Annotated in this window: 34 protein-coding genes; 24 read left to right on the top strand and 10 right to left on the bottom strand. The window is 66.5% G+C overall.

Translation table 11 applies throughout. From position 1 onward, the window contains the following. Positions 1 to 114: 114 nt before the first annotated feature. The 22 genes from E1298_RS01200 to E1298_RS01110 all read left to right on the top strand — a co-directional run bounded on the left by E1298_RS01200 (position 115) and on the right by E1298_RS01110 (position 14,224). Positions 115 to 357: a hypothetical protein gene (locus tag E1298_RS01200; RefSeq protein WP_131888843.1), complete on the top strand. Its 243-nt coding sequence runs from the start codon at positions 115 to 117 to the stop codon at positions 355 to 357. 18 nt (positions 358 to 375) lie between these two features. After that, the gene (locus tag E1298_RS01195; protein WP_131888842.1) at positions 376 to 819 is read left to right on the top strand and encodes a hypothetical protein; all 444 of its coding nucleotides are present in this window, start codon (positions 376 to 378) and stop codon (positions 817 to 819) included. Next, positions 819 to 1,823 (top strand): hypothetical protein, encoded by a 1,005-nt coding sequence (locus E1298_RS01190; RefSeq protein WP_131888841.1) that lies wholly within the window; start codon positions 819 to 821, stop codon positions 1,821 to 1,823. The genes E1298_RS01195 and E1298_RS01190 overlap by 1 nt, the downstream gene beginning before the upstream one ends. An 80-nt stretch (positions 1,824 to 1,903) precedes the next feature. Beyond that, on the top strand, positions 1,904 to 3,976 hold the full coding sequence (locus tag E1298_RS01185) for a hypothetical protein (RefSeq protein ID WP_131888840.1): 2,073 nt from the start codon (positions 1,904 to 1,906) through the stop codon (positions 3,974 to 3,976). An 18-nt stretch (positions 3,977 to 3,994) separates the two neighbouring features. Next, on the top strand, positions 3,995 to 4,270 hold the full coding sequence (locus tag E1298_RS01180) for a helix-turn-helix domain-containing protein (RefSeq protein WP_131888839.1): 276 nt from the start codon (positions 3,995 to 3,997) through the stop codon (positions 4,268 to 4,270). Positions 4,271 to 4,288: 18 nt separating this feature from the next. Next, complete coding sequence (locus tag E1298_RS01175; protein WP_131888838.1) at positions 4,289 to 4,504, top strand: hypothetical protein; 216 nt, start codon at positions 4,289 to 4,291, stop codon at positions 4,502 to 4,504. Next, entirely contained in the window at positions 4,504 to 4,977 is a 474-nt protein-coding gene (locus E1298_RS01170; protein WP_131888837.1) for an NUDIX hydrolase, read from the top strand. Before E1298_RS01175 ends, E1298_RS01170 begins: the two co-directional genes overlap by 1 nt. 51 nt (positions 4,978 to 5,028) lie before the next feature. Beyond that, positions 5,029 to 5,163, top strand: a complete 135-nt coding sequence (locus E1298_RS51080; protein WP_279497481.1) for a hypothetical protein — start codon at positions 5,029 to 5,031, stop codon at positions 5,161 to 5,163. A 92-nt stretch (positions 5,164 to 5,255) separates the two neighbouring features. Further along, positions 5,256 to 5,492 (top strand): hypothetical protein, encoded by a 237-nt coding sequence (locus E1298_RS01165; RefSeq protein ID WP_131888836.1) that lies wholly within the window; start codon positions 5,256 to 5,258, stop codon positions 5,490 to 5,492. A gap of 60 nt (positions 5,493 to 5,552) precedes the next feature. Beyond that, a complete protein-coding gene (locus tag E1298_RS47640; RefSeq protein ID WP_165975232.1) occupies positions 5,553 to 5,723 on the top strand; it encodes a hypothetical protein in 171 nt (56 codons plus the stop codon). A 127-nt stretch (positions 5,724 to 5,850) separates the two neighbouring features. Next, positions 5,851 to 6,081: a hypothetical protein gene (locus E1298_RS01160; protein ID WP_131888835.1), complete on the top strand. Its 231-nt coding sequence runs from the start codon at positions 5,851 to 5,853 to the stop codon at positions 6,079 to 6,081. Between the two features lie 30 nt (positions 6,082 to 6,111). Further along, a complete protein-coding gene (locus tag E1298_RS01155) occupies positions 6,112 to 6,360 on the top strand; it encodes a hypothetical protein (RefSeq protein WP_131888834.1) in 249 nt (82 codons plus the stop codon). A 42-nt stretch (positions 6,361 to 6,402) separates the two neighbouring features. After that, positions 6,403 to 6,570, top strand: a complete 168-nt coding sequence (locus E1298_RS47635; protein WP_165975231.1) for a hypothetical protein — start codon at positions 6,403 to 6,405, stop codon at positions 6,568 to 6,570. Between the two features lie 66 nt (positions 6,571 to 6,636). Beyond that, entirely contained in the window at positions 6,637 to 7,053 is a 417-nt protein-coding gene (locus E1298_RS01150; RefSeq protein ID WP_131888833.1) for a hypothetical protein, read from the top strand. A gap of 35 nt (positions 7,054 to 7,088) precedes the next feature. Beyond that, positions 7,089 to 7,628, top strand: a complete 540-nt coding sequence (locus tag E1298_RS01145) for a hypothetical protein (protein ID WP_131888832.1) — start codon at positions 7,089 to 7,091, stop codon at positions 7,626 to 7,628. Between the two features lie 83 nt (positions 7,629 to 7,711). Further along, on the top strand, positions 7,712 to 8,668 hold the full coding sequence (locus tag E1298_RS01140) for a hypothetical protein (protein WP_131888831.1): 957 nt from the start codon (positions 7,712 to 7,714) through the stop codon (positions 8,666 to 8,668). Between the two features lie 81 nt (positions 8,669 to 8,749). Continuing rightward, complete coding sequence (locus E1298_RS01135; protein WP_131888830.1) at positions 8,750 to 9,595, top strand: hypothetical protein; 846 nt, start codon at positions 8,750 to 8,752, stop codon at positions 9,593 to 9,595. Positions 9,596 to 9,717: 122 nt separating this feature from the next. After that, the gene (locus E1298_RS01130) at positions 9,718 to 9,903 is read left to right on the top strand and encodes a hypothetical protein (protein ID WP_131888829.1); all 186 of its coding nucleotides are present in this window, start codon (positions 9,718 to 9,720) and stop codon (positions 9,901 to 9,903) included. Between the two features lie 3 nt (positions 9,904 to 9,906). Continuing rightward, a complete protein-coding gene (locus tag E1298_RS01125) occupies positions 9,907 to 10,956 on the top strand; it encodes a site-specific integrase (protein WP_131888828.1) in 1,050 nt (349 codons plus the stop codon). A 75-nt stretch (positions 10,957 to 11,031) separates the two neighbouring features. Then, entirely contained in the window at positions 11,032 to 11,307 is a 276-nt protein-coding gene (locus tag E1298_RS01120; protein ID WP_131888827.1) for a hypothetical protein, read from the top strand. Between the two features lie 412 nt (positions 11,308 to 11,719). Next, the gene (locus tag E1298_RS01115; RefSeq protein WP_165975230.1) at positions 11,720 to 13,360 is read left to right on the top strand and encodes a TROVE domain-containing protein; all 1,641 of its coding nucleotides are present in this window, start codon (positions 11,720 to 11,722) and stop codon (positions 13,358 to 13,360) included. 75 nt (positions 13,361 to 13,435) lie between these two features. After that, positions 13,436 to 14,224: an SAM-dependent methyltransferase gene (locus E1298_RS01110; protein WP_131888825.1), complete on the top strand. Its 789-nt coding sequence runs from the start codon at positions 13,436 to 13,438 to the stop codon at positions 14,222 to 14,224. On the opposite strand, the gene E1298_RS01105 is transcribed toward E1298_RS01110, so the two are convergent. After that, positions 14,221 to 15,111, bottom strand: coding sequence for a helix-turn-helix domain-containing protein (locus tag E1298_RS01105; protein WP_131888824.1), 891 nt, complete (start codon positions 15,109 to 15,111; stop codon positions 14,221 to 14,223). The genes E1298_RS01110 and E1298_RS01105 overlap by 4 nt on opposite strands. Positions 15,112 to 15,302: 191 nt before the next feature. Continuing rightward, the gene (locus E1298_RS01100; protein ID WP_131888823.1) at positions 15,303 to 15,719 is read right to left on the bottom strand and encodes a GntR family transcriptional regulator; all 417 of its coding nucleotides are present in this window, start codon (positions 15,717 to 15,719) and stop codon (positions 15,303 to 15,305) included. 694 nt (positions 15,720 to 16,413) lie between these two features. On the opposite strand from E1298_RS01100, the gene E1298_RS01095 reads away from it, so the two are divergent. Continuing rightward, positions 16,414 to 16,779 carry a hypothetical protein gene (locus E1298_RS01095; protein WP_131888822.1) on the top strand — a complete coding sequence of 122 codons (366 nt, stop codon included), beginning with the start codon at positions 16,414 to 16,416 and terminating at the stop codon, positions 16,777 to 16,779. A gap of 83 nt (positions 16,780 to 16,862) precedes the next feature. Then, positions 16,863 to 16,997: a hypothetical protein gene (locus tag E1298_RS51075; protein ID WP_279497469.1), complete on the top strand. Its 135-nt coding sequence runs from the start codon at positions 16,863 to 16,865 to the stop codon at positions 16,995 to 16,997. A gap of 246 nt (positions 16,998 to 17,243) precedes the next feature. Here the strand turns inward: E1298_RS51075 and E1298_RS01090 are convergent, their stop codons facing one another. The 8 genes from E1298_RS01090 to E1298_RS01060 all read right to left on the bottom strand — a co-directional run bounded on the left by E1298_RS01090 (position 17,244) and on the right by E1298_RS01060 (position 21,263). Next, positions 17,244 to 17,588, bottom strand: a complete 345-nt coding sequence (locus E1298_RS01090; RefSeq protein WP_131888821.1) for a hypothetical protein — start codon at positions 17,586 to 17,588, stop codon at positions 17,244 to 17,246. Between the two features lie 71 nt (positions 17,589 to 17,659). Then, the gene (locus tag E1298_RS01085; RefSeq protein WP_131888820.1) at positions 17,660 to 18,430 is read right to left on the bottom strand and encodes a CHAP domain-containing protein; all 771 of its coding nucleotides are present in this window, start codon (positions 18,428 to 18,430) and stop codon (positions 17,660 to 17,662) included. Then, positions 18,430 to 18,909: an HNH endonuclease signature motif containing protein gene (locus tag E1298_RS01080; protein ID WP_131888819.1), complete on the bottom strand. Its 480-nt coding sequence runs from the start codon at positions 18,907 to 18,909 to the stop codon at positions 18,430 to 18,432. Before E1298_RS01080 ends, E1298_RS01085 begins: the two co-directional genes overlap by 1 nt. Further along, positions 18,909 to 19,049 (bottom strand): hypothetical protein, encoded by a 141-nt coding sequence (locus E1298_RS47630; RefSeq protein WP_165975222.1) that lies wholly within the window; start codon positions 19,047 to 19,049, stop codon positions 18,909 to 18,911. The genes E1298_RS01080 and E1298_RS47630 overlap by 1 nt, the downstream gene beginning before the upstream one ends. Then, on the bottom strand, positions 19,046 to 19,369 hold the full coding sequence (locus tag E1298_RS01075) for a putative phage holin (protein ID WP_131888818.1): 324 nt from the start codon (positions 19,367 to 19,369) through the stop codon (positions 19,046 to 19,048). The genes E1298_RS47630 and E1298_RS01075 overlap by 4 nt, the downstream gene beginning before the upstream one ends. Beyond that, positions 19,366 to 19,569 carry a DUF7620 family protein gene (locus E1298_RS01070; protein WP_131888817.1) on the bottom strand — a complete coding sequence of 68 codons (204 nt, stop codon included), beginning with the start codon at positions 19,567 to 19,569 and terminating at the stop codon, positions 19,366 to 19,368. The genes E1298_RS01075 and E1298_RS01070 overlap by 4 nt, the downstream gene beginning before the upstream one ends. Beyond that, on the bottom strand, positions 19,566 to 19,844 hold the full coding sequence (locus E1298_RS01065) for a hypothetical protein (RefSeq protein WP_131888816.1): 279 nt from the start codon (positions 19,842 to 19,844) through the stop codon (positions 19,566 to 19,568). Before E1298_RS01065 ends, E1298_RS01070 begins: the two co-directional genes overlap by 4 nt. Positions 19,845 to 19,859: 15 nt before the next feature. Then, entirely contained in the window at positions 19,860 to 21,263 is a 1,404-nt protein-coding gene (locus E1298_RS01060; RefSeq protein ID WP_131888815.1) for a hypothetical protein, read from the bottom strand.

The raw sequence follows: 21,263 nt of genomic DNA, 5'->3' as shown, positions 1-21,263 counted from the left end.
AACCCCGAAGCCGCACAGTCACAACCCGACAGTGCGGAAACCTCGACGATCACAGCGCGTGACTATCTGGCGGAGGTCACCGCGTGGGTCCGCGTCACCTTCACCCCACCGGACGTGTGGTCGAAGGACCGCGCAGGCCTCGCGAAGGTGTGGGCGTACACGACCCGCGGCGAGTGGACCACCGAGGACGGCGCCGCCCGCAAGGTCGGCCAGGTGTACGCCCTCACCGTCGCGCTCCCCGCCATCGCGATATGCGCCGTCATCGAGTGGATCGCCGAGCGACCTTCCCGGCTCGCCGCGGCGCTGCTGCTGCTGTGGCTGCTGTCCCACGCCCCGCCACTGTCGTGGCTCATCTAAAGCAAAGGAGGAACCATCATGGGATGGGTTGTGCTGCTCGCCGGTCTGGCGACGCTGTACGTGTTCAACAAGCGAGTGAACTCGCAGCGCAACGCCAAGGCCGTAGCTGTCATCACGATGCTGCTGGCCGCGACTGCCGGGTGTGGTCTGGCCCACACCGTTGTCGGCAAGGGGGTCGCTGGCTCGGTGTCGTTTGTGGGGAAGGGCGCGGCTGACCTCGCCGACGAGCCGGACTTGGTGCTCGCGGTGTCGGTCGCGGTGACGATCATCATGGTCGGGATCGCCGTCGCCGACATCTCCTTCGACAAGCAGGCCGACAAGGGCGCCCAGTTCGCCGCGGTCGTGATGCCAACACTGCTGGCCCTAGTGATCGGCGGGTCCCTCGGGAAGACCGGCGGGGACGCAGTGGAAACGGTCAACACCAAGGTCGCCGCGTTCGTCTCCGATCTTGGGGAGTCGTGATGGGTTTCGACCTGCTGCTGGCGTTGTGGATCGCCTACTACCTGACCCGCAACACCGTCCAGGACCTGTCGTGGAAGGCCCGCGGGGAAGACCCGCCGAGTTTCCGGCGCGAGCAAGAGCGTTGGAAGCGAAGTAAGGGCAGTTCGGGTGGGGGCCCGGGCCGACGGTTCTTCGCCAACGCCTGGTCGGATGCCTGCGCGTCCGCCGATGAGCGGCGAGCCCGGATGGCGAAGAGAGCCGCCGCGCGTCGCCGCAGCAAATGGGCGAAGAAGGATCTCGCCGACGCCGAGGATCATGCCTACGAGATCAACGAGCGCATGGACCCCTCCGTCGACGACCAGGCCCCCGCACCCTCCGCTAAGGCTTCTGCAAGGCCTTCGGCGGGGCCGTCCGCTGATCCCACGGCCGAAGCGCCTCAAGCGCCAGATGCCCGCTGCTACCTGTGCAACCACGAGTTCCGGCTGGCCAACCTCCGACCACTCCACCTTTCACATGCCCCGGAGGGCACCGTCCTCGCGTGCCGCAGCTGCTGGGAGACGGAGACCGCCCGGCAGAAGGCGGACACCGCAGCCCGTCAAGCCGCCGCGCCGCCCGTGGTCCCCGAGCAGGAGGACAAGGAAGTCACCGCCAGCGGCAAGGCCTCCGGAGGGACCGTCACCGACCTGAGCCGGTGGCGCAGCAAAGGCTCCACCCCACCAATCACCAAGGAGGACATCGTGTCCGGAGAAACCACCAACCTGATCGCCGCACTGCGGTGGACCCAGGAGATGGCCACCCAGTCGGGGGCCGCAGTGGCATCGACCGAGATATCGATCTCGACGATGCGGAACGCCGGGGTCAGTGGAGCGGTCATCGACAAGCTCGCCCTCGCCCAGGATCTGGCCAGCCATCTGACCGCCGCGTTCGACGACGCACACGCCGAACTCGAAGCCGACATGGTCGTCAAGGACGCCTACCAGGCCCGTCAGGGCGCCGGCGACAAGGAGTTCGTCACCCAGGACTGACGTTGAGTCCGGGCGCCCGAACAGAGGTCGGGCGCCTCACCCGACGCCACGTCCCCCGGTTCACGCGCGAGGAGCAGGCGATGCCCACGTTCGTCAAGGTCACACCTGACGTCGGAGATCTCCGCGAAGAGGAGCAAACCGGCTCTGCCGACTTGCGGGAAGAGTCCGGCGAGGATGAGTGGCGCCCTGAAAGCGTCGGCGTGCGAGTCCAACGCAGTCTGTACGCCACGGTGTGGCGGTGCCGGCGCCCGCTGCTACCTCACCTGCTTGCGGGCTCCGTGCTGGGCGCTGGTGTGGCCGCAGAGGCGATCTCGGCGGTCGGCGCCGTCAGCCCCGCAGGGATGTCAGGCATCCTCGCCGGGATCTCAGTCCCCCTAGCCCTACTGACGTCGAAGCGGGCCAGGCGCCACCGTCGGCGCCTCGGCCGCCGCGTCCTCCTAGGTGGCCTGTTCGGTGCGGGCTGGCTGACCGTCGCGCCCTACGGCGTGGCGACCAGTGACATCGCCGCCCTCGCCGCAGTCGAGTACGGGCTCGCCGCCCGCTGGTGGCAGCACATCCGCCTCGGCTATCCACCGCCCGAGGAGGCACCAGAAGCAGTGCACCAGGAGGAACCGATCAACCGGGCAACCCGGATCATTGACGACTGGGACGCGTTCATCGGGTGCCCGGGCGGGCCACTCGCCAACTCCAAGCTCACACTTCCCAAGCCGACCCAGTACGGGCATGAGTTCCTCGGGCAGCTTGACCGCGGCAAGCAGACATTGGAGAACGTTGTCGCCGCCCTCCCGAAGATCGCCACGGGTCTGGAGGAGGAATTCGAACACCTCATCGCCGAGTCCGCGCCGCCGGACCCGGTCACCGGGAAGAAGTACCCGTCCCGGTTCCGGTTGCAGGTCATTGAGCACTCGCCCATCACCGGCGCCGTCAATTTCGACGGCCCTCGCCGCGAGAACGGACTGATCGGCCTCGGCCCCTGGGCGGACGGGTCCGGTGAAGCCAAGTCTCGGCTGTACACCAGTGGCTCGATGTGGTCGATGGCCATCATCGGCGACACCGGCAGCGGAAAATCCCGCGTCGCGGAGAACAAGGTCATCTCCGCGCTGTCGGGTGGCGACACCGTGTTCTGGTACCTCGACCCTCAGGGCGGCGGATCGTCGCCGGCGTTGGCCGAGCACGCCGACTGGTTCGGCACCATGGTCAACGCCGAGGACATGCTGTTCGCCGCGGTGGAGATCCTCAAAGCGCGCGGGGAGGAGAACTCCTACGAGGGCCTGACCGGGTTCACCCCGTCCCCCCAGCGGCCCGGGCTGCTGTTCGTCGTGGAGGAGTGTCACAACCCATTCAGCGTGAAGGCGTGGAAACCGTGGTGGGCAAAGATCGCCCGCGAAGGACGCAAAGTCGGCATCGCGTTCATCTGCCTGTCGCAGTACCCCGGCCTGGAAACCTTCGGGAACTCCGAGGCCCTGCGGATGAACATCATGGCCGGCAACGCCATCGCCTTGCACGTGTCCTCCAAGACGGCTGGTTCACTGATGCCCGGGTTGGATGTGGATCCACGCCACCTCCCGGACATCCCCGGATACGGGTACATACAGGGCACCCCGCAAACGGGGACCCGGACCGCGCCGTTCCGGAACCGCAACACCACCCCGGGGGAGAGCTCGGAGGTCGCCCGGGGCTGGCTCGCTACGCAGCCGAGTGTTGCCTTGGACACGCTCGCCGCGACAGCGACGCTCGCGGCAGGCACCGCCTACCGAGACCGGCACGAGTCCTCAACCGCAGGTCGTGTGGCATCAGCCGCGCGGATTGAGCAGCTCCGCAGCGGCATCCTGCCCGATGACATGCGAACCCCGCAGCCCGCTCCGGACACGACCGCACAGGGAGAGATGGGCGAGGTCATCGAATTCCCCCGCGCACTCATCCCCGCAGATCTAGAGAACATCGCACCAGCCTCGCCACGCCGCGGCCTTCCCGAGCTCGCTGGCTCACGACTCGCGATCGTCAACGCCGTCCACGCAGGCGCTACCCGCCCCGTGGAGATCGAAGCCGCCACTGGCCTCAAGCACCGCCAGGTCGCCGACCTCCTGAAGGAACTCGTCGAGGCCGGCTATCTCACCCGACCCCGAACCGGCCGCTATAGGTGCGCCGCCTAACCCGAGAGGGCCTCTCCAATGATCACGACCAACCGCTTCTCGTCGAGCATCTGGGACGACGTTGAGCACGCCATCCTCCGCGCCGCACAGCGCCCGTCAACGTGCCGCGAGATCGCAACGGTGGCGGGGCTAACCCCGGACACCGTCAAGACGCAAATCGACGTCCAGGCCCGCGGGGGCCTCATCGTCCAGTCGGTCGACGGCGGAGTCCGCTACCAGCTCACCGTCGCCGGTTGGAAGCGCCTGTTCGCGCTCGCCGACACCGCTCGTCCCGGCCAGCAGGCCGCGGCCTAACCCCTCCAGAGGAGCCCCTTGAAGATCGAGATTGAGTTCCGGCCCGCCAACGGGCCCGCCCAGACCCTGTACGCCGACCTACCCCCAAGAGACGTCGAGCAACTCGAAGCCGACACCACCAACCCGGATAGGGCCGACGACGTCGTCTACATACCGTCCCGCGTCAAGAAGGACGGCCCTACCAACGAGTGGATGTTCCGCATCGGCCGCATCAAGATCCACCGGGTGTCGTGATGGGAGATCCCTGCAACCACGCTGTAGTCGGCGTCCTCGCCGTCTGGGAAGGCCGCTACCTCACCGGCCTGCGCGCGAAAACCCCGGTGGCGGTCGCGCCGTGCGCCGGGCACGTCGACGAACTCGCCACCCGCATCCCGACCGGGGCCCATGAAGAGGAGCCCGCGTTCCGCGCCGCCGGCGTCCGCGAGTTGGAAGAGGAGACCGGTCTACGCGTCCGGGACCGCGACCTGAGTCTCGTCCTGAACCGGCTCGGAGGCGACCGCTGCCACCGCAAAGCCGGGTCCATCGACGGCGAGAACTGGCACCACTGGCTGGTGTTCACCACGCTCTTCACCGGCCCGCAGCCGCCGAAGGTCCGCTCCAACGGCGAACTCCACGACCTCACCTGGCGAACCCCACGTGAACTCGCGGACCTCCGCAACCTGGAGCCGATCTGGCGAGAGTTCCTCCGCGAACTCCGCATCATCTGACCCCGCACCAACAGGCCGGGCACCCGGCCACCATACGAGAGGAAGAACAACATGGCCGAAAAGATCACCGGGATCGTCAACATGGGCGGCGAAGTCAAGGTCGAGAACTGCGCCGTAGGCAAGAACGCCAAGGTGACGGTCGTCGACGGCAAGAAGGCCGACAGCGAGGACCCGAAGAAGAAGTAGCCCCGGCGCTGGTGCTGCGTCCTGGCGCTCCGCTACCCCGTGGGGGAGCGCCTCACGGAACACAGATCATCCACCTCGAACCGAGAGAAAGCATGGCCGACCGGAACCGCATCGTTACCCCGAGCACGGACCCCGACAGGTTCACCCGAGAAGAGAAGGCCGCGTTCAACGCCAACCAGTGCTGCTGGGACATCGGCGACTCCCACTGGGGCCAGCGCGACACCATGTGCCACAAGCCGTCCAAGCGTGGAGCGCCGTTCGGGTACTGCGCAGACCACGAACGGGCCCTGTTGGAGAGCCACTGGCCGGACGGGAGCCCCCGCCGGTGAGCGACATCAACTGCAAAGAGGACCACCAGGAAAGCCTGACGACTGAGGGTTGGTTTGGTCATGACCGCGACGGATGAAACCGCCATCAAGCAGCAAGTCATCGCATCCTTCGCGGACGACAACATCCGAGAAGACGAGATCATCCTCGATCCCGACGGGAACATCATCATCGACCGCCGCAAGACGGTCTCTTGGGCGCAGCCGGTCGTTGTCGGCCGCTGGAAGTCCTGACCATGGCCGTCTTCATTGAGATCGAGACGGACGACGCGTACTGCTCCACCGACTGTCAACATGCGGCGGAGTGAACCGGCGACAGCACCCGCTGCAGCCCCAACTAGTGGAAGGACGAACCAACCCCATGCTCACCAACGAAGACCCGCATATCGGGGGAGTCGACATCGACACCTGGCGCGCACAACCCGCCCCCGACAACCCCGGCGGTACACGCACCCGCTGCTGGGTGATCCTGGCCGGGGAGTACGACGAGACAGATGTGTGGATCGAGGTACACGCCGAGTACCCGAAGGACGTCGCCGAGTTCATCGTCCAGGCCGTCCGCAACGAGCACGCCCGGCAGCAGGCACGCTAGACGACAGCACCCAGACACGCAGGAGCAGCTATGGCAGATCCACCCAGGGCCGCAGCCCAGATCACCGTCCAGCTCCTCGGCGAAGCCGTCCTCGCCCTCGACAACACCACTCAAGCGCTCGGCATCTCCAAGACCGACACCGTCAACCGCGCCGTCCAGGCGTACGCGTTCCTCATGGCGCTGCAGCGGACGGGCGGGGAGCTCTACCTGAAGCACACACCAGACGACGATCTGCACCGGTTCCTAATTCACCAGGACCCGGAAGGCACCCGTGGATAGTCTCGACTGCCCGCATTTGACCTGCGAAGAGGGAGAGCCCATATGGGTAACCAGCCGAAGCGCCGCATCTGCCGCACACCCGACGAGGCGTTCCGCGCCGGCCAGGAAGACGGCCGCCACGATCGGCCCCTCAGCCCCGCCGAGATCACTCGCATCGCGACCCTCCTGCGGCCCCACCTGAGAGAACCCAGGAGCGAGACCGACGAGTGACGTAGGGATTGGGAACTCTCGGCTACACAAACCGGCATCTGACCTGCGGGCATGGGAGAATAGGGCATGGCTGACGACCTCGAACGCGCCCGCCAACTTCGAGAGCGACGCCGCTCCACCTCACCGGTCGGTGCCTTCGGGCCTGGAATCCGGCGGCAGTCTCAGATCACCAAGGTCATGGACCGCGTTCGCCAGGCCGAAAGACGCAACGGCCTACCCACACCCGAACGCATCACAGTGGCACTTGACATTTGCGGCCTGTACGGGCCCGAGGTCGACGAGGCGCTCGGCGGCCAGGAGCCCATGGTGGACGAGTGGGAGGCCGGCGAACGCGTCCCGACCGAGGAGCAACTGCAGGCGCTCGTCTGCCTCACAGGCTTTCCGATCAACTTCTTCTATCTTCCTCCGCCACCGCCCGTGACGGGGGTGTGGCTCTGCGGCGAGGACGGCTGCAAACGACTGGGCGATGACAGCACGACCTGATGGGCTCACAGAATGCACATTCCGGGAAGGACACTATGGACCAGAGCCTCGACGCACGGCTCTCTCACCTGCTCGACACCGGTCACACCGTCACCCTGTCCACCGGCGGAGAGACCCTCGACGGGGACGTCGACGCACCCACTCCCACGTGGCACCGAGCCGACGTCACGATCTGCAACAGCGACGCCGAGGTCGTCATCAACCTCGTCGGCGACAACCCTCTCGAGGTCCTTTCCGAAGCAGCCACCGCCCTCACCCAGCGATACGCCTCGGACGCCAAGGAACCCACCATGGAACTCACAGGCCGACTGATCTCCACTTCGCGTAGGACGCAGCTCATCACCGAGCTGGACACAATCGATCCCGACTACTCCATCATCGACGGCCAGAGGATCGTCACTGGCTGGACGACACCTGACTCGCCCGCCCCCGGAGAAGGGAAGCGGCGACTCCGACTGGAGATGTCGGACGGCGTGGTCTTGGAGGGCGACGGGCACGTCGAGTCGATCCGCACCCGCCCGATCGATACTGGACCTCACGCTCGACGCCTGGTGATCCGCATCGACGATGTGTAGGGATTGGGAAATCGCGGCATCCCCATGCGATCCGGAGGATGATGGACACCATGACCCCACCCACTCCAGTTACCCCGCACATCATGGAGCGCCTCGCTTTCATCAAGCTCATCCATCACGAGGCTGTCGAACAGTCCAACCGGCCGAGCCCGATGAACAGGATCAGCATCCTAGCCTTCCACGACGCTGTCGAGCAGTTCCTGATCTTGGCGTGTGAGGTATGCAAGGCCAACCAGCCGACTGAGTTCATGAAGTACTGGGTTGAGATGAAGAAGGTCGAAGTCACACTCGCGGGCAAAGTGGGCATGGATCGCCTCAATCGATGCCGCAAGGACTTCAAGCACGCAGGAGCCCCTCCAAGCCCCGAAGACATCGACCTTGCCCGCAGGGACGTTCATTCGTTCTTCCAGGAAAACGCCACTCTGGTGTTCGACTTGGATTACAATACTCTCGACATGGCAAATCTCATGCCTCAGAAGAGTGCTCAGTCCCTCGTGAAGCGGGCTTCGGAACGATGGAAGACTGGGGAGACTATTCAGGCAATGAGCTGGCTCGTGGACGCTTATTCCGACCTGTTCACCAGCCATGTTCGAGGCGATGACCGTAGGGAGTCTGTCTTCAGTTTTGGTCCAGAAATTCGCGGCCTCATGCGCGAGCAGGATGTCACCGCAGCACTGCAGCGGGTAGATCAACATAACCGCCTGGGTGTGCCCGTGCGGGGGGCCGGCACCCTAGCCGAACAGATCACCAAGTGCTCGGAGGTGACGTACTATCTACAGGACGCAATGCGCATGGTTGCGGTCGGAATCGACTATCATCGATACCACAGATTCACACTCCTCACGCCGTTCGTCTTCCACTCGATGGCTGGCACACGCGAGGTGCACCCTCCCGAGGGCTACTCACCAACTCAGGAAGAGTTCGACTACTGCAGAGACTTCGTCATCGCCGTGGCGCTGCGTCTCGCAGAGGTCCAGGCATGTATCACACCCCCTCAGTGGCGTATGTCAGGTATTAAGAGGACGCCTAGCTCATCATAAGCTTCATCCTCGTAACAAGACGGGACCGACAGCGGCCAACGGGCAGACGACTCCCCACCGGTGTTTCTAGGATCGGCTATCGTGAACTCCGAAGTCGCCCTCACCAACGTGGTATCGGTCGTCGCCTTGGCAGGCTCCTTGGGTGCGCTGCGATACGCGCGGCGGAGCGCGCAGGCGACTGAGCGGCAAGGCCAGGAAGCCGCCCGCGCCGTTGTCGAGGCCCAGCGGGCTACAGAAGTCAATCAAGCGACCGCCTTACGCCAGGCACGTCACGCAGCAATGAGCGCGAGTCCCTCGGTGACAGTCGTCATCGACTCTTCCCAACACGGACCTGCGGTGCTGGCCAACAGTTGGGGTGAGGATGCCGAGGTCAGCCCCCCGCCACGGAGACTGGATCCGATTGGCACTCACCGGCTCCACTACCTGGGGATGAGGTACCGCGGCTTGCTTCGAAACGATAGCGTTCGCCCGATTTTCGTGCTTGCTGATCATGGCTTCTTCATCGCGGGCGAGACTGATCTGCGGGATGCGCCCCTGTCGGCCCCCTCGACGGTGGACGGGCATATCGCAATGATCGGGCCGGAGGGGGAAGCGCTCTTCGAGTGGTTCGGTCACATCACGGTGATCGACTGGTTGGAGCTTGCGCGCGCTGGCTCCGGAACGGAGGACGCCAGGGGCGTACGCGCACCATTCACCGAGATCAGGGTGAACTATGCCGGCGATCAGGACTTCGGCATACCATCACTGAAGATCACCTTGGCTCTTGAGCGACACCCGGTCTTCATCCCTACCTTCCAGGAAGGTGAGGAGACAACCACACTTCAACTCCTTGGGGAGGATGGGGGCGTGGGTTGCTCGATCACGAAGTCACATCCGCGGCTGCCCAGGACCTTTGAGGACATCGGTAAAGAGCTGTACCTGCGGTGAGGCTACCGTCCGTAAGGCAGAAGCGGACATCGATCTAGAATCGTTCCGTTTGAGTGAGGTCACAGACGCCTGGGTTCCGTTAAGATGCATTATAGGAATTCAGAATTCGATGGGGGACCCCCTTGAAGATCACCGCAGAAACAGCCCCACGTGATGCGCTTGGCGAGGCTGCTCGGCTTCTTGACGCCGAAGCCGAAGAGTTGGAGGCTGGCGGCGGGGCTGACATCTTCAACGAAGACCAGCGCTCCATCGCGGCCCAGACCTACCGCAACGCGGCACGCAAGATCCGCAGCCTGGCTAGGCAGTAAGGCGTGTCCGACCTAGAGGTCACCTCCTCCCCCATCGTCGTTCGCCCTACCGAGCCGCCGCCCGTCGCGTACAGCGACATCGACTTCACCATCAGCGCCGACACCGCTGAGCGTCTCATCAACTCCACCGCCGAGAACACCCGCATCGCATACGACCGGGCGTGGAAGGACTTCCGCGAGTGGTGTGAGCACGAAGGACGCGTCTACCTCCCTGCCACCGCGCAGACACTCACCGAGTACGTCAACCACATGTGCAGGGGCAAGAGCGCCCCCAACACCATTGCTCAGGCAATCTCCACGATCCGCTCCAAGCACACAGACGCTGGCTGCCAGGACGAACCTGATAGCGAGAAACCTCTCAAAGCCCTCAAGACCTACCGGAGGCAGTGGGCCGAGGACGGCAACCGAGAGAAGCAGGCGACACCGATCATGCCCGACGCGCTGCGTGCCATGATCGCGACCTGCGACCTGAGGACCCTGCAGGGCGTACGCGATCGGGCACTCCTACTCCTCGGCTTCAACATGATGGCGCGCCGCTCCGAACTCGTCGGCCTCGACCAGGACGACGCCATCGAAACCCCCGAGGGGCTCAGCGTCTATGTAAAGCGGTCGAAGACCGACCAGGAAGCCAGCGGCATCAGGGTCGCCATCCCCCGCAGCAAGCGCGCCGACATGTGCCCGGTCGAAGCCGTCAACGGATGGAAGGAGTGCCTCGCCGAGCGGGGCCTGGTGGACGGTCCTCTGTTCCGCCCCGTCGACCGCCACGGGCGAATTGGAGGCGAGCCCAACAGTGCCGGCAAAGTCGCCGTACGCCTCACAGGCAAGTCCGCCTGCGATATCGTCCACCGCCGTGGCGTCCTCGCCAACCTTCCCGCGAAGTACACCTCCCACGGGCTCCGGGCAGGCTCAGCCTCGACCGCTTACGCAGCAGGCGTCCCTATCTCTGAGATCGCTAAGCATGGTCGCTGGAACCCCAACTCCCCCGTGCTCCTCGTCTACATCCGAGCCGTAGATCAGTGGAGGAACAACCCGATGAACGACATCGAGTTCTAGCGGTCTCTACGGTTGTCTAGCGCGCCACCACTCCCCCGCTGACCTGTCTTGGTGCTCTGGTGGCATGATCGTCGCGTGGCCACCTACGACTTCCCGCCTGACCTGCTCCAACTCCAGCGCGACTGGTACGCCGCGGACGCCCGCTGCCAGGAGATCACGGCGTCGCACCCGCCGGCCCTCGACGTCATAGCGGGCACGGCCACAGTCACCGACGAGCAGCACACCGAGCTGAAGCGCGCCCGCGCGGAACGCTGGGACCTCACAGAACGGCTGCAGCGCCACCGGTGGTGGGCGACGGTCGATGACGTGCTGGACGCGAAGAAGGAATTGCGGGCGGCGGCCCAGAGGTAGTCCCCCGACCAATATCAAGATGCGAACTGTGATCCGGCGCGTTACCTTCGGATCAGCGCGTCAGGCTCGGTGCCTGCACGGGTCGAAGACCGTCGGTTATCTTTCGCATAGAGCCCTCCGGCGGTCGTTCCCACATCCGTGCAGACACCCGGCCCTACGGGCCAAGCTGGACGTCATGGGGAGGGCGGGTCGAAGCCCGTCGGTTATCGGGAACCAAAGGTCGCAGGTTCAAATCCTGCTCGGCCGACCTGGTCGGCCGGTAGCGCAGCCAGGTAGCGCATTGGTCTAAAAACCCGGCAGGCGCCACCACATCCGCCCTCCCCGCGCGGGCCAGCGCCAGTCCCCCACATCCGCCTTCGTGGCGGGTCGAACACCTCGGAGGCCAATGATGGCCCGTGATCCTCTCGCGTCCGTGTCCACCATCCAGACGCCGCAGAACCAGCCGATTCCTGGCCGTGAGGCCGAGCAGGTCCGCAACAACGCCGGCGGGTACGGATTCGCCAAGGACCTGTGGACCAAGCTCGAGGACTTCTTGATCCTCGGCACAACGGGCGGTACCTACTACGTCGGCGAGGACCAGCTCACTGCCGACAATGCCGGGGTCGTGTTCGATGCCGTTCAGGCCGACGGTGTCCGTGTCGTAAAGACGGCAACGGAAATCTCGACGGCGCGTCCACCGCGGGCGCCGAAGAACCGTCCCGCGCTGTTCGCGCTCGCCGCGGCTGCAGCCCGCGGGGACGCCGACACTAAGCAGGCCGTCAAGGTGTCTCTTGCGCAGGTCGCCCGGACCACCGACCACTTCGCAACGTACTTCGGGTACTGGAAAAACCTCGCCGGCAAGGCCACCAGCGGCGGTACCGCCCCGGTCATCGGCCGCGCGATGCGGACCGCCCTCGGGTCGTGGTTCCTGAACGGTGAAGTCGACCAGGTGGCGTGGCGGGTGTGCAAGGCGCGTCAGCGTAAAACGTCTTCGGGTGAGGCGTTCGCGCTACGGGACGCGCTGCGGATCGCGCACCCGAAGGCTGATACTCCGGAGCGGCGTGCGCTGTTCGGGTGGATCGCGGGGAACGTCGCCGACGCTGACGTTCGCACGCAGGTGCCGGCCGTTGACGCGTTCCTCGCTGCGCAGGCCGTCACCAACCCGGTCGACGCGATCGACGTGGTCCAGGACCGCGGCGTGCCGTGGGAGTTCCTGCCCGACGCCGTGCTCACCGACGCGGGTGTGTGGGATGAGCTCGTCGACACGATCGGGATAACCGCGCTCATCCGGAACCTGGCCAGGATGACCAGGCTCGGCACGCTCAAGCCGATGAGTGACGCGACCCGCCTCGCTGCGGCGCGGCTCACCAACGCCGACGCGCTCTCCAAGGCGCGGATCCACCCGATGGACCTGTTCCTGGCGGTGCGTGTCTACCAGGCCGGGCGGTCGCAGCCGAACCCGCGCGCCGACTTCCAGACCTGGTCGCCGGTTCCCGCGATCGTGGACGCGCTGGAAGAGGCGTACGAGCTGTCATTCGGCCACATCGAGCCGTCCGGCCATCGGCTGCTCATCGCCGTGGACTCGTCCGGGTCGATGTCATGGGCCGGTGTGCGCTCGGGTGGCGTGCCGCTCGGGTCCTGCTACGAGGTCGCGAACGCGATGGCGGTGATCCTCAACCGGATCGAGGGCGGCAACGTTCACGTCATCGACGTCGACACCAGCGTCCATTCCTCCCGGGTGACGGCACACACGAACCTGCGTGAGGTTGGCCGGTGGTCTCCGTCGGGTGGTGGGACTGACCTGTCTCTGCCGTTCCAGTGGGCGCAGCGCGAGAAGCTCCACGTCGACGGCATCTTGGTACTCACTGACAACGAGACGTGGGCGGGCCGACAGCATCCGTCGCAGGCGCTCACCTCGTACCGGCGCGCGGTCAACGGGGACGCTCGGGTGGTGATCGCTGCGATGGCAGCGAACGGACACTCAATCGGTGACCCGCGGGACGAGGGCGTGCTGAACATGGCGGGCGTGGACGCGTCACTGCCGATGGTGGTGAACGGCTACATCCGCCGATGATTCTGCAGGCCAGCCGGGTAGGTGCTCTACTTATCGGGCTGGCCTCGCTCCAGGTCGGGGGTGTAGACACAGGTTATGGACGATCCTCAACGGGACGTTGACCCCACTCACATCAGCCTGGCGGGCGCCTACAACTACACCACCGGCGGAGACGACAACACCCTCACCGACCGGGAGATCGTGCACGCCTACGAGGCGAAGTGGCCGGGCCTCGCTTCCAACGCTGTCGCGAACGCACAGTTCCTGGAACGTGTCGTCGGCTTCCTCGCCGAGCGCGGTATCCGGCAGATCCTCGATCTCGGGGCGGGGAAGCCGAAGCCGGTGGCCGGGGGCAACGTCCACGAGATCCTCGGCTCGCATGCGGGTGACGCGCGGGTGGTGTATGTGGAGAAGGACCCGACGGCGCACAGCCATGCTCGCGCGATGTGGGGATCCGGGCAGCGGACCGGCTATGTGGAGGCCGACGTGCGGGACGTCGACCAGGTGCTCGCCGCGGCGGAGACGCGTCGGCTGATCGATTTCGATGAGCCCGTCGGGATCTTGATGCTTGCGGTGCTGCACTATGTCGTGGGCGACGCTGCGGGTGTCGTGACCCGGTACGCCGATGCCGTCCCGGCCGGGAGTTTCCTGGCCGTTTCACACATGGCGTCCGATGGTGCTCCGGCTGAGCTGCTCGCGGACCTGGAGGCGGTGTACGCGCCGGCGGGTGGTGTAGCGATCCGTTCCCGGGACGAGATCGCGGGCATGTTCTGCGGGTGGCCCCTGGAGGACCCCGGGCTGGTAGAGGTGCGGGAGTGGCGGCCGGTGGCACCAATGGAGTTGGGGCCGCATCTGCTGCTGGGCGGCGTCGCCCGCAAACCTTAGGTCTCGGCTCGGAACCGCTGAGCCGCGGCGGCGATCATCTGCAGGTTCGCGTCGCGGTCGGGTAGCAGCAGCATCAGCCGCTCGAAGACTCCGACGAGGTGGTCCACGTCTTCGCGGGTCCGGACCCAGTGCCCGACCGGGTCGGGAATGTAGGCCAGTTCCGGGTCGGTGGGCTGCGGAAACGTGAGGATCACGAACGGGGCGAGACCTTCGTGTGCGCCTGCGGAGAAGGGGACGATGGTGATGGTGACGTGCGGGAGTTGCGCCATGCGGTGCAGGTAGTCGAGCTGTTCGGCCATCACGCGGGGGCCGCCAACGGCCTGCAGTAGCGCGGCTTCGCCCAGGACGGCCCAGAGGCGGATCGGGTCTGGGCCGGTCAACATGCGCTCGTGCCTGGCCCGGCGCTCGGCGGTGAACGCCTCAGCCTCGCGCTCGGGCAGGGCCGGGTGTTGTTCCTTGACGGTGATTGCGCTGTAGGCGGCCGTCTGCAGAAGTCCGGGGAGCAGGGTGGGCTGGTAGATCCGCTGGACAGCGGTCTCCGCTTCGAGGCCAAGGTAGGTGGTGTGGGCGGGTCGGAGGTAGGGCTTGTAGGGGTGCCACCAGTCCCGTTGCCGGGCTTCGTCGACAAGGTCGCGTACGCGCTTCCGGGTGGCGGTGCCTGCCCGGTAGACGTCCAGGAGCCGCTCGATGAGTTCTCGCTTGGGCAAGGTGAGATGCCTGGGGTTCTCCAGGCGGATGACGGTGGTCTTGGCGACACCGAGTTCGCTGGCGATTTGCTCGGCGGTGCGTCCGTCACGGTCGCGGAGGTCGGCGAGGACGCCGGCGAGGCGTTGCCGCCGCACGGCGGGGCTCCACCGCGCGGCGGTGAGGTCGGTGGGCTCGATCATCAGGGCTCAGTTTTCGAAGGTGGGTTCTGACGTGGAGAAAAGCAACTATTTCTGCACCTTGCAAAACTGGGGATCGAAGTGTGAGTCTGAGGGCACCTGCTCGACGAACGTATCTTCAGGCAGGAACGGTACCGCTTCGCTAACTCAACAGTGGATACCCAGGCTCACGACCGGCACAGCGGTAACCGGCGCTAGTCAGGGACCTCACCCACGGCTTCGTCTGCACGGTACACCCGGTCCGGCTGCCCTTCCCTGGACACGACGAGCAGCAGGGTGCCCTCGGGGATGTCGTGCCGCTCTTGATCAGCCCGAGTCGCGACCCGCGCGGTGACCTGGTCACCGGGTTTGAGCTCCACCGTGGTTGGTCCCTCTCGCTCACGGACCCTCCAGGGCATCCCCCGCACGGACTCCACCCATCCCTCGGCGCGGAGGATTACAAAGGCGCGACGGACGGTGAGCTGACTGACCTCGTGCTCTTGTCCCAGGTGGGCTTCGCTTGGCAGGTTGCGGCCTGGCTGCCACTCCCCCGAGTCGATTCGATCCCGGATGATGTCCGCGAGTTGCCGGAACCAAGCCCGGTCGGAGGTGCGGTCGATGCGCCGTTGCATGCTGGGGACCGTAAAGGCGGCAAGGTTCCTCTCTACCTCGGGTCCTGAGTACCTAGGATCCTAGGTACTGCGCGAACGCGCCTTGGCCTAGGCCATGCTTCAGAAGCTGACCGAAACGTGCTTGTTCTACCAAGTGGATCTCTAGGTGTGGGTCGGCGCCCTGCACCCCGCACGGGGCGCCGTCCACTTGGGGGGTGGGGTGCGGGCCGGAGATCTTTCCCGGCTTCCCGGCCCGCATCCACTCGCTTGGGGGCATCCCCATGCCTCCAGGCCGTGCTGCTCCGGCCGGCACCGCTGTGACCGTGCCAAGGTCAGCGGTCCGGCCGGGGCCCTCCCTAGTCAGGTTCCTGCGGTCCCGCCGGTCGGGTGCGCCGGTTGGGGTGGCCGCCGCCGATGTGCTCGGGCTGGTATCGCACCATCGTCTCCCCGACCGCACGGCACGCCTCGCACGGTGCGGTGGCCCTTGTGCTCGCCCCACGCGGAGGTGCAGGTGCAGGGTGACCAGCCGACGAGGACGTGGCCGGGGCGAAGCGCGTGGCCGTTTGGGCAGGTTCGTGTGGCCATGCGGTCAGGGTAGGGCATGTGTTCGTGCAGGTCATGGACACACCTCAGATTCTTCGGTCAAATATCTTGACCGGTCAAAGGATTTGACTGCATAGTAGAGGTCAAGTCCTTTGACCATCAGGAGGCCCGCATGGACACCCACATCGAACCCGCCCGCCAGCTCACCACCGACGACGTGGACGCCATCATCGCCACGAAGCTCGAACTCGACGCCCGAAAGGACGAAGTCGATCAGGCGTTCTGGCAGTACCTGTTCGTGATCCACCGCTCAGGCGTGTCCGTCAACGAGATCGCCCGCCGCGTGCACGCCGCCGGGATCGCGTCCCGGCCCACCACCCTGAAGCGCCTGCAGTCGGTCGCGCTGGCCCGGTCGGCCAAGAAGTTCGCGGAACTCGCTCCCCAGTTCGAGCGGCTCAGCGCAGCGGTCACGGAGATGGCCGCCTCGATGCGGAAGGCCCTGGCCGGGGCACCGCGCCCAGAAGGCCCGGAACAGTGAGCGCCACGACATCCCCGGATGATCCCGAGTTCCGTGCTGCCATGATGCGCCTCAGGGCCGCCCTCCTACGCGGGGACGCGGAGATGCTGGAGGCGGCGGCTACGACCCTGGTAGCCGAGGCGGCAATGCGAGAAGCGGATCGGCGCGAGATCGCAGCGCACCCGGATCTGGCTGAGCTGGATCAACATCTGGACGGCTTCTACGAGGAGCCCACCTGACCTCGCACACGACGAAACGCCCCGCCCTCCGCCGAAGCAGAGGACGAGGCGTCGTTGCGCGGGAACCTGAAGGACCTTGATCGGCGAGCCCGCACTTGAAACCGTCTCAAGAGAACGACGAAACGCCTGCCCTCCCGAAGGAAGGCGGGCGTTCGTGCGCTGTCCCCACGCCCGGATACCGGGCAGAATCAGTCTATGGGTCAGGGGTGCCCGCGCCGGTCCGGATCCGGCCGACGAACGCCGGGCTCAAGGGCGCCTCGCCGTCACGCCCGGCGCCGGGGACACGTTTTGCCGCAGCAGCAGCGCAAGCACGATGGACAGCCCCGTGACGGTCGCGCCGATCTGGTCGGCGGTCAGCTCGATCTTGAAGGCGGCCAACGCGGTCAGGATGGTGGCCGCAGCGCCGGTGATGGTGGACACCACGACCGGGCGGGTCATCACGGCCGCGACCGCCGCCAGGACGCCCGTGGTGATGACGGCGACGGCCTCCACCTGGCCCTGCGACAGGTCCAGCCCGTAGGCGACCAGCAGCGCCACGGCGGCGTTCACCGCGTAGGCGATGACGGCCGGTTCATATCCGAAGACCTTCATGGGTGCGACCTCCTCGGGTCACCGGGCGACGGATGCCGCCACGTTCTTGCCGGATCCGGCATAAAGACTGGTCAGCTCTCCAGCCGGGTCTTCAGCCCGTCGAGCACCTGCTGGGCGAGCGTCTCGGGGAGCGCGTTCACGACGTGCTGGGCGATCGCGGCCTCGTCCACGTCGGGCACCTGGCCGGCCAGCGCGGCCACCAGCGCCTGCACCTCGCGGACCGCGCTGTAGGTGTCGCGCATCAGGTTGACGTGCCGCCACGTCGGGTTGTCCTTGGTCGCCGAGCCGGTCGGAGCCGGGGCGGTGTCGGTGTTCCACACGATGTCGCGGATCTTGTTCAGGTCGGCGTCGCTGAGCGGCATGTCGTCCTCCTCGTTGCTGTAGGCCGGGCGGCCGTACCCGGCGATGACGTCGGCCGAGCGCACGCGCCGCAGGCACTGGTCGGAGGTGTTGCCCTCGATCGTCTGAACCCGCCCGTCACCGAGCACCCTCTCGATGACGCCCACGTGGTCGATGGCGTCCATCGAGTTGGTCGCGCCCCAGTCGAAGAACACGATGTCGCCCGGCTTGGCCGCGTTCACCTCGGCCGTGGTGCCGGTGTGCCAGCGTCCGGCCTTCTGGAAGTCCTCCGCGTGCCACACCGTGTAGGCCCGATCCCCGCCTGGCAGGACGGCGGCGGTGTTGCCGGAGCGGCGGGCCCACTCAGTCACGGCGATGTCACACCATGCCGTGCTGCGATAGTCGGCACCGTGCCGAGAGGCATACGCCATCGTCAGAGCGTTCGGCCGGCCATTAGTACCGAGCCATCGTCGCGCCTCGGCCAGCATGCTGCTTACGGTCATCAGCCCGCCTCCTTCAAGGCGCGCTGCCGGATGCGTTCGCGGTCGGCCTTGCACCGACGGCACTGTCGACCGCGTCCGTCCTTCCGGACATAGGTGTTCGCCGAAGTCATCTCGTGGCCGCTCTGGCAGTGCGTGAACAGGGCACCCTTATGGCCGCGTGCGACGTTCTCGGCCTGCGTGACGGCTTCGAGATGGTCAGGTGCACAGCACAAGGTGCTCCGGCACCCCCAGGCGTACACGTGGTCGATGACCAGGCCGTGGGGGATGGGGCCGTGCCAGTACTCGTAGGCCATCCGGTGCGCGGTGCGCGCTCCATGGCGTCCGTACTTGAAGCCGAGGGTCGCTTCACCTGCCGGGCCCACCCACTCCATGCAGTTGTTTTCATCCGGAAGCGCAATATGGGAAAAGAAGAGCGGCCAGGAAACCCGGCCGCTGTCTGCGCGCTTCTTTCGTTGCCTCAAATCAGGACCCCGGGTCATCAGCCCTCCACCCCCTGGAACACGCCGTACTGGTCGGGCTCGCCGTACAGCCCCCGCAGCACCTGCTCCTCGTCGGCCTCCGTCGCCCGGTGCACGCCCGGATGCCGGTCGACCTCGCCCATGTGCTCGATCTCGCTCACTGCCTGCCCCTCTCACGCTTCATCCCCGGCCGAATCTGCAGCCGGTACAGCAGCCACAGCCGCCACACCAGCAGGGCCGCCACCGTGCAGTAGATGGCGGCACGCGTGATCTCCACACCCAGCGACACCTGCCGCATGCCGACGATGAGCGCCCGCACCGACTGCCAGTCGAACACCACCGCCAGCGCACCGGTGAACGCCATCAGGTGAATGCCCTCCTCGCTGCGCCACCAGCGCGCCGACAGGTGGTACAGCCCCACGAACGCGGTGGCCGCCACGGCGCCCGCGACCAGGCCGATGGTGCCGAGCAACTGGATCAACGACGCCCCTCCCTCAAAGCCTGCGCGAACCGCTCCGCCAAATGGTTGGTCGTCCGCATACGCCGCATCCGCTCGGCGAGCCGGTCGAACTCCGCACGTCGCTCGACGGCCTGCTCCCGCCGCTGCTCGCTGAGCTCCAACGCTTCGTCGGCGTCGGAGGGAATGGCGTCATCGCGGCGTCGCCGCCACGGCAGCCTCACCGCGCCGACCCCTTCGTCGCCAGCGCGTCCACCAGCTGCTGCATGAGCCTCAGCGCCTCGGTGTTGGCGTCCAGCCGGCCATCGATCTCGGCGAGCGTCTCCTGCTGTACCCGCCATGCGGCCTCCCATTTGTCGCGCTCGGCCTGCACGTCCAGCAGATGCTGGCGGGGAACAAGCGCGCCTTGGATGATCGACCGGACGATCAGCACGATCGTGGCGAGCAGGCCCGCCACCAGACCGCTAGCCAGCAGCGTCTGCCACGGAACCTGGGCCAAGGCAGCCGTCACTCCCTACCGCCTCTCCAGGTTCGTCAGCCGCCGATCCACCAGCGACGGGCGCCTCCGGTAGTCTGGACGTGGTCCGCCAAGCGCGAGCTGCACTGACTCGCCGCCGTTGCCGTCCAGCCCGATCTCGACCTCGAACACCCGGAGTGTGGTGTCGACGGCGAGCCGCCCGGATCTGACAATCAACCGGACTGGGTCACCCAGCCAGATGTGGTCGGGCCCATCCCACGCGCCGGCGCGCAGCGTGACCGTCCAGACCGGGCGGACCACCTGCGACTGCGCCAGCTGCCAGTCCGCGCGGTCGTCAAGCGCGGACTGGGTGGTGAGGCCGTCGTCGCCGAACACCGCATCCCAGCGACCCTGCAAGACGGAGCCGATGTCGCCGGCCTGTCTCTCCTGAGCCGTCGGGCCCGGGGCCACGTCATCACCGGCAGCGCCGGTATACCGGAGCGCGTTGGCGTAGTCGGCAGGGTTGGTGTCCCTGGTCGCCGCAGCGACGATCCCGCCGAACTCCAGAACCACGCCCCGATCAGAGCCCCGCTGCGGTGACCACACGTCCAGCCGCAGAGCGGACGCGCTGACCGGCGTGACGTCCCAGTCGAAACCGTCGATGACCTCGCTGAGCTCCTGGACGCGTTCGCCGACGGAATCGCCGACCTCGTACGTCCGGTCACGGACCACGCCCGTCGGTGTTGTCCCAACCCATCCTTTGGCGATGCCGAGGGCACCACCGGCTAGGCCCTGCGTGTAGTTGATCAGGGCCCAAGCGATCTCGGCCTGATCGCTGGCGGTGTAGGTGAGGGTCGCGTCGGAGTACAGCCGACGCCGATTCAACACTGCCTTGTAGTCCAGGCAGCCAACCGACATCGTGTGCTTGGCGTCATCCAGGGTGTCCTGCGTCGAACCGACCCGGCACCGGTCCAGCAGCCGACTGTCCCCCGCATCAGAGGTCCACAACACGTGCACATCGGTAGCGAGCTCTTCGACCGCCGCGGCCTGCGAGTGCCGTCCATCCAGAGAGAACGCCAGCTCTGACGCGTCCGTCAGCCGCGCCGTGTAGCGGCGGCCGGTCGCCTCCGTCAACGCGAGCTCATGGCCGCCCGACGCGGGGCCAAGGATGAGTTGCCAGCGGGTCCGCGGTCTCGGCGGCAACCCGATACCGGTCTGTTTCGTGCCGCTGCCGGTGAGGGTGAACGCGATGGCGACGGCGCCCGCCCCGGGCGCGTGCTTGACGCCCGTGCCCGTGAGCGCGAGCCCGAGCGCGATGGTCCCGGTTCCGGACGCGTGCTTGGTGCCGGTGCCGGTCAGCGTGAAGTTGACCTGGATCGTCCCGGTGCCGGGGAGCGGGCCCTTGACCGAGGTACGGGTGACGACAGGCCGGTTGGGCTGGCCGCGACCGAGTCGTGCCAC

Source organism: Actinomadura rubrisoli, assembly GCF_004349215.1.
In the GTDB taxonomy this organism is placed as follows: domain Bacteria; phylum Actinomycetota; class Actinomycetes; order Streptosporangiales; family Streptosporangiaceae; genus Spirillospora; species Spirillospora rubrisoli.
The sequence above is the reverse complement of the archived record's forward strand: the minus strand, read 5'-3'. Positions and strand labels throughout refer to the sequence as shown.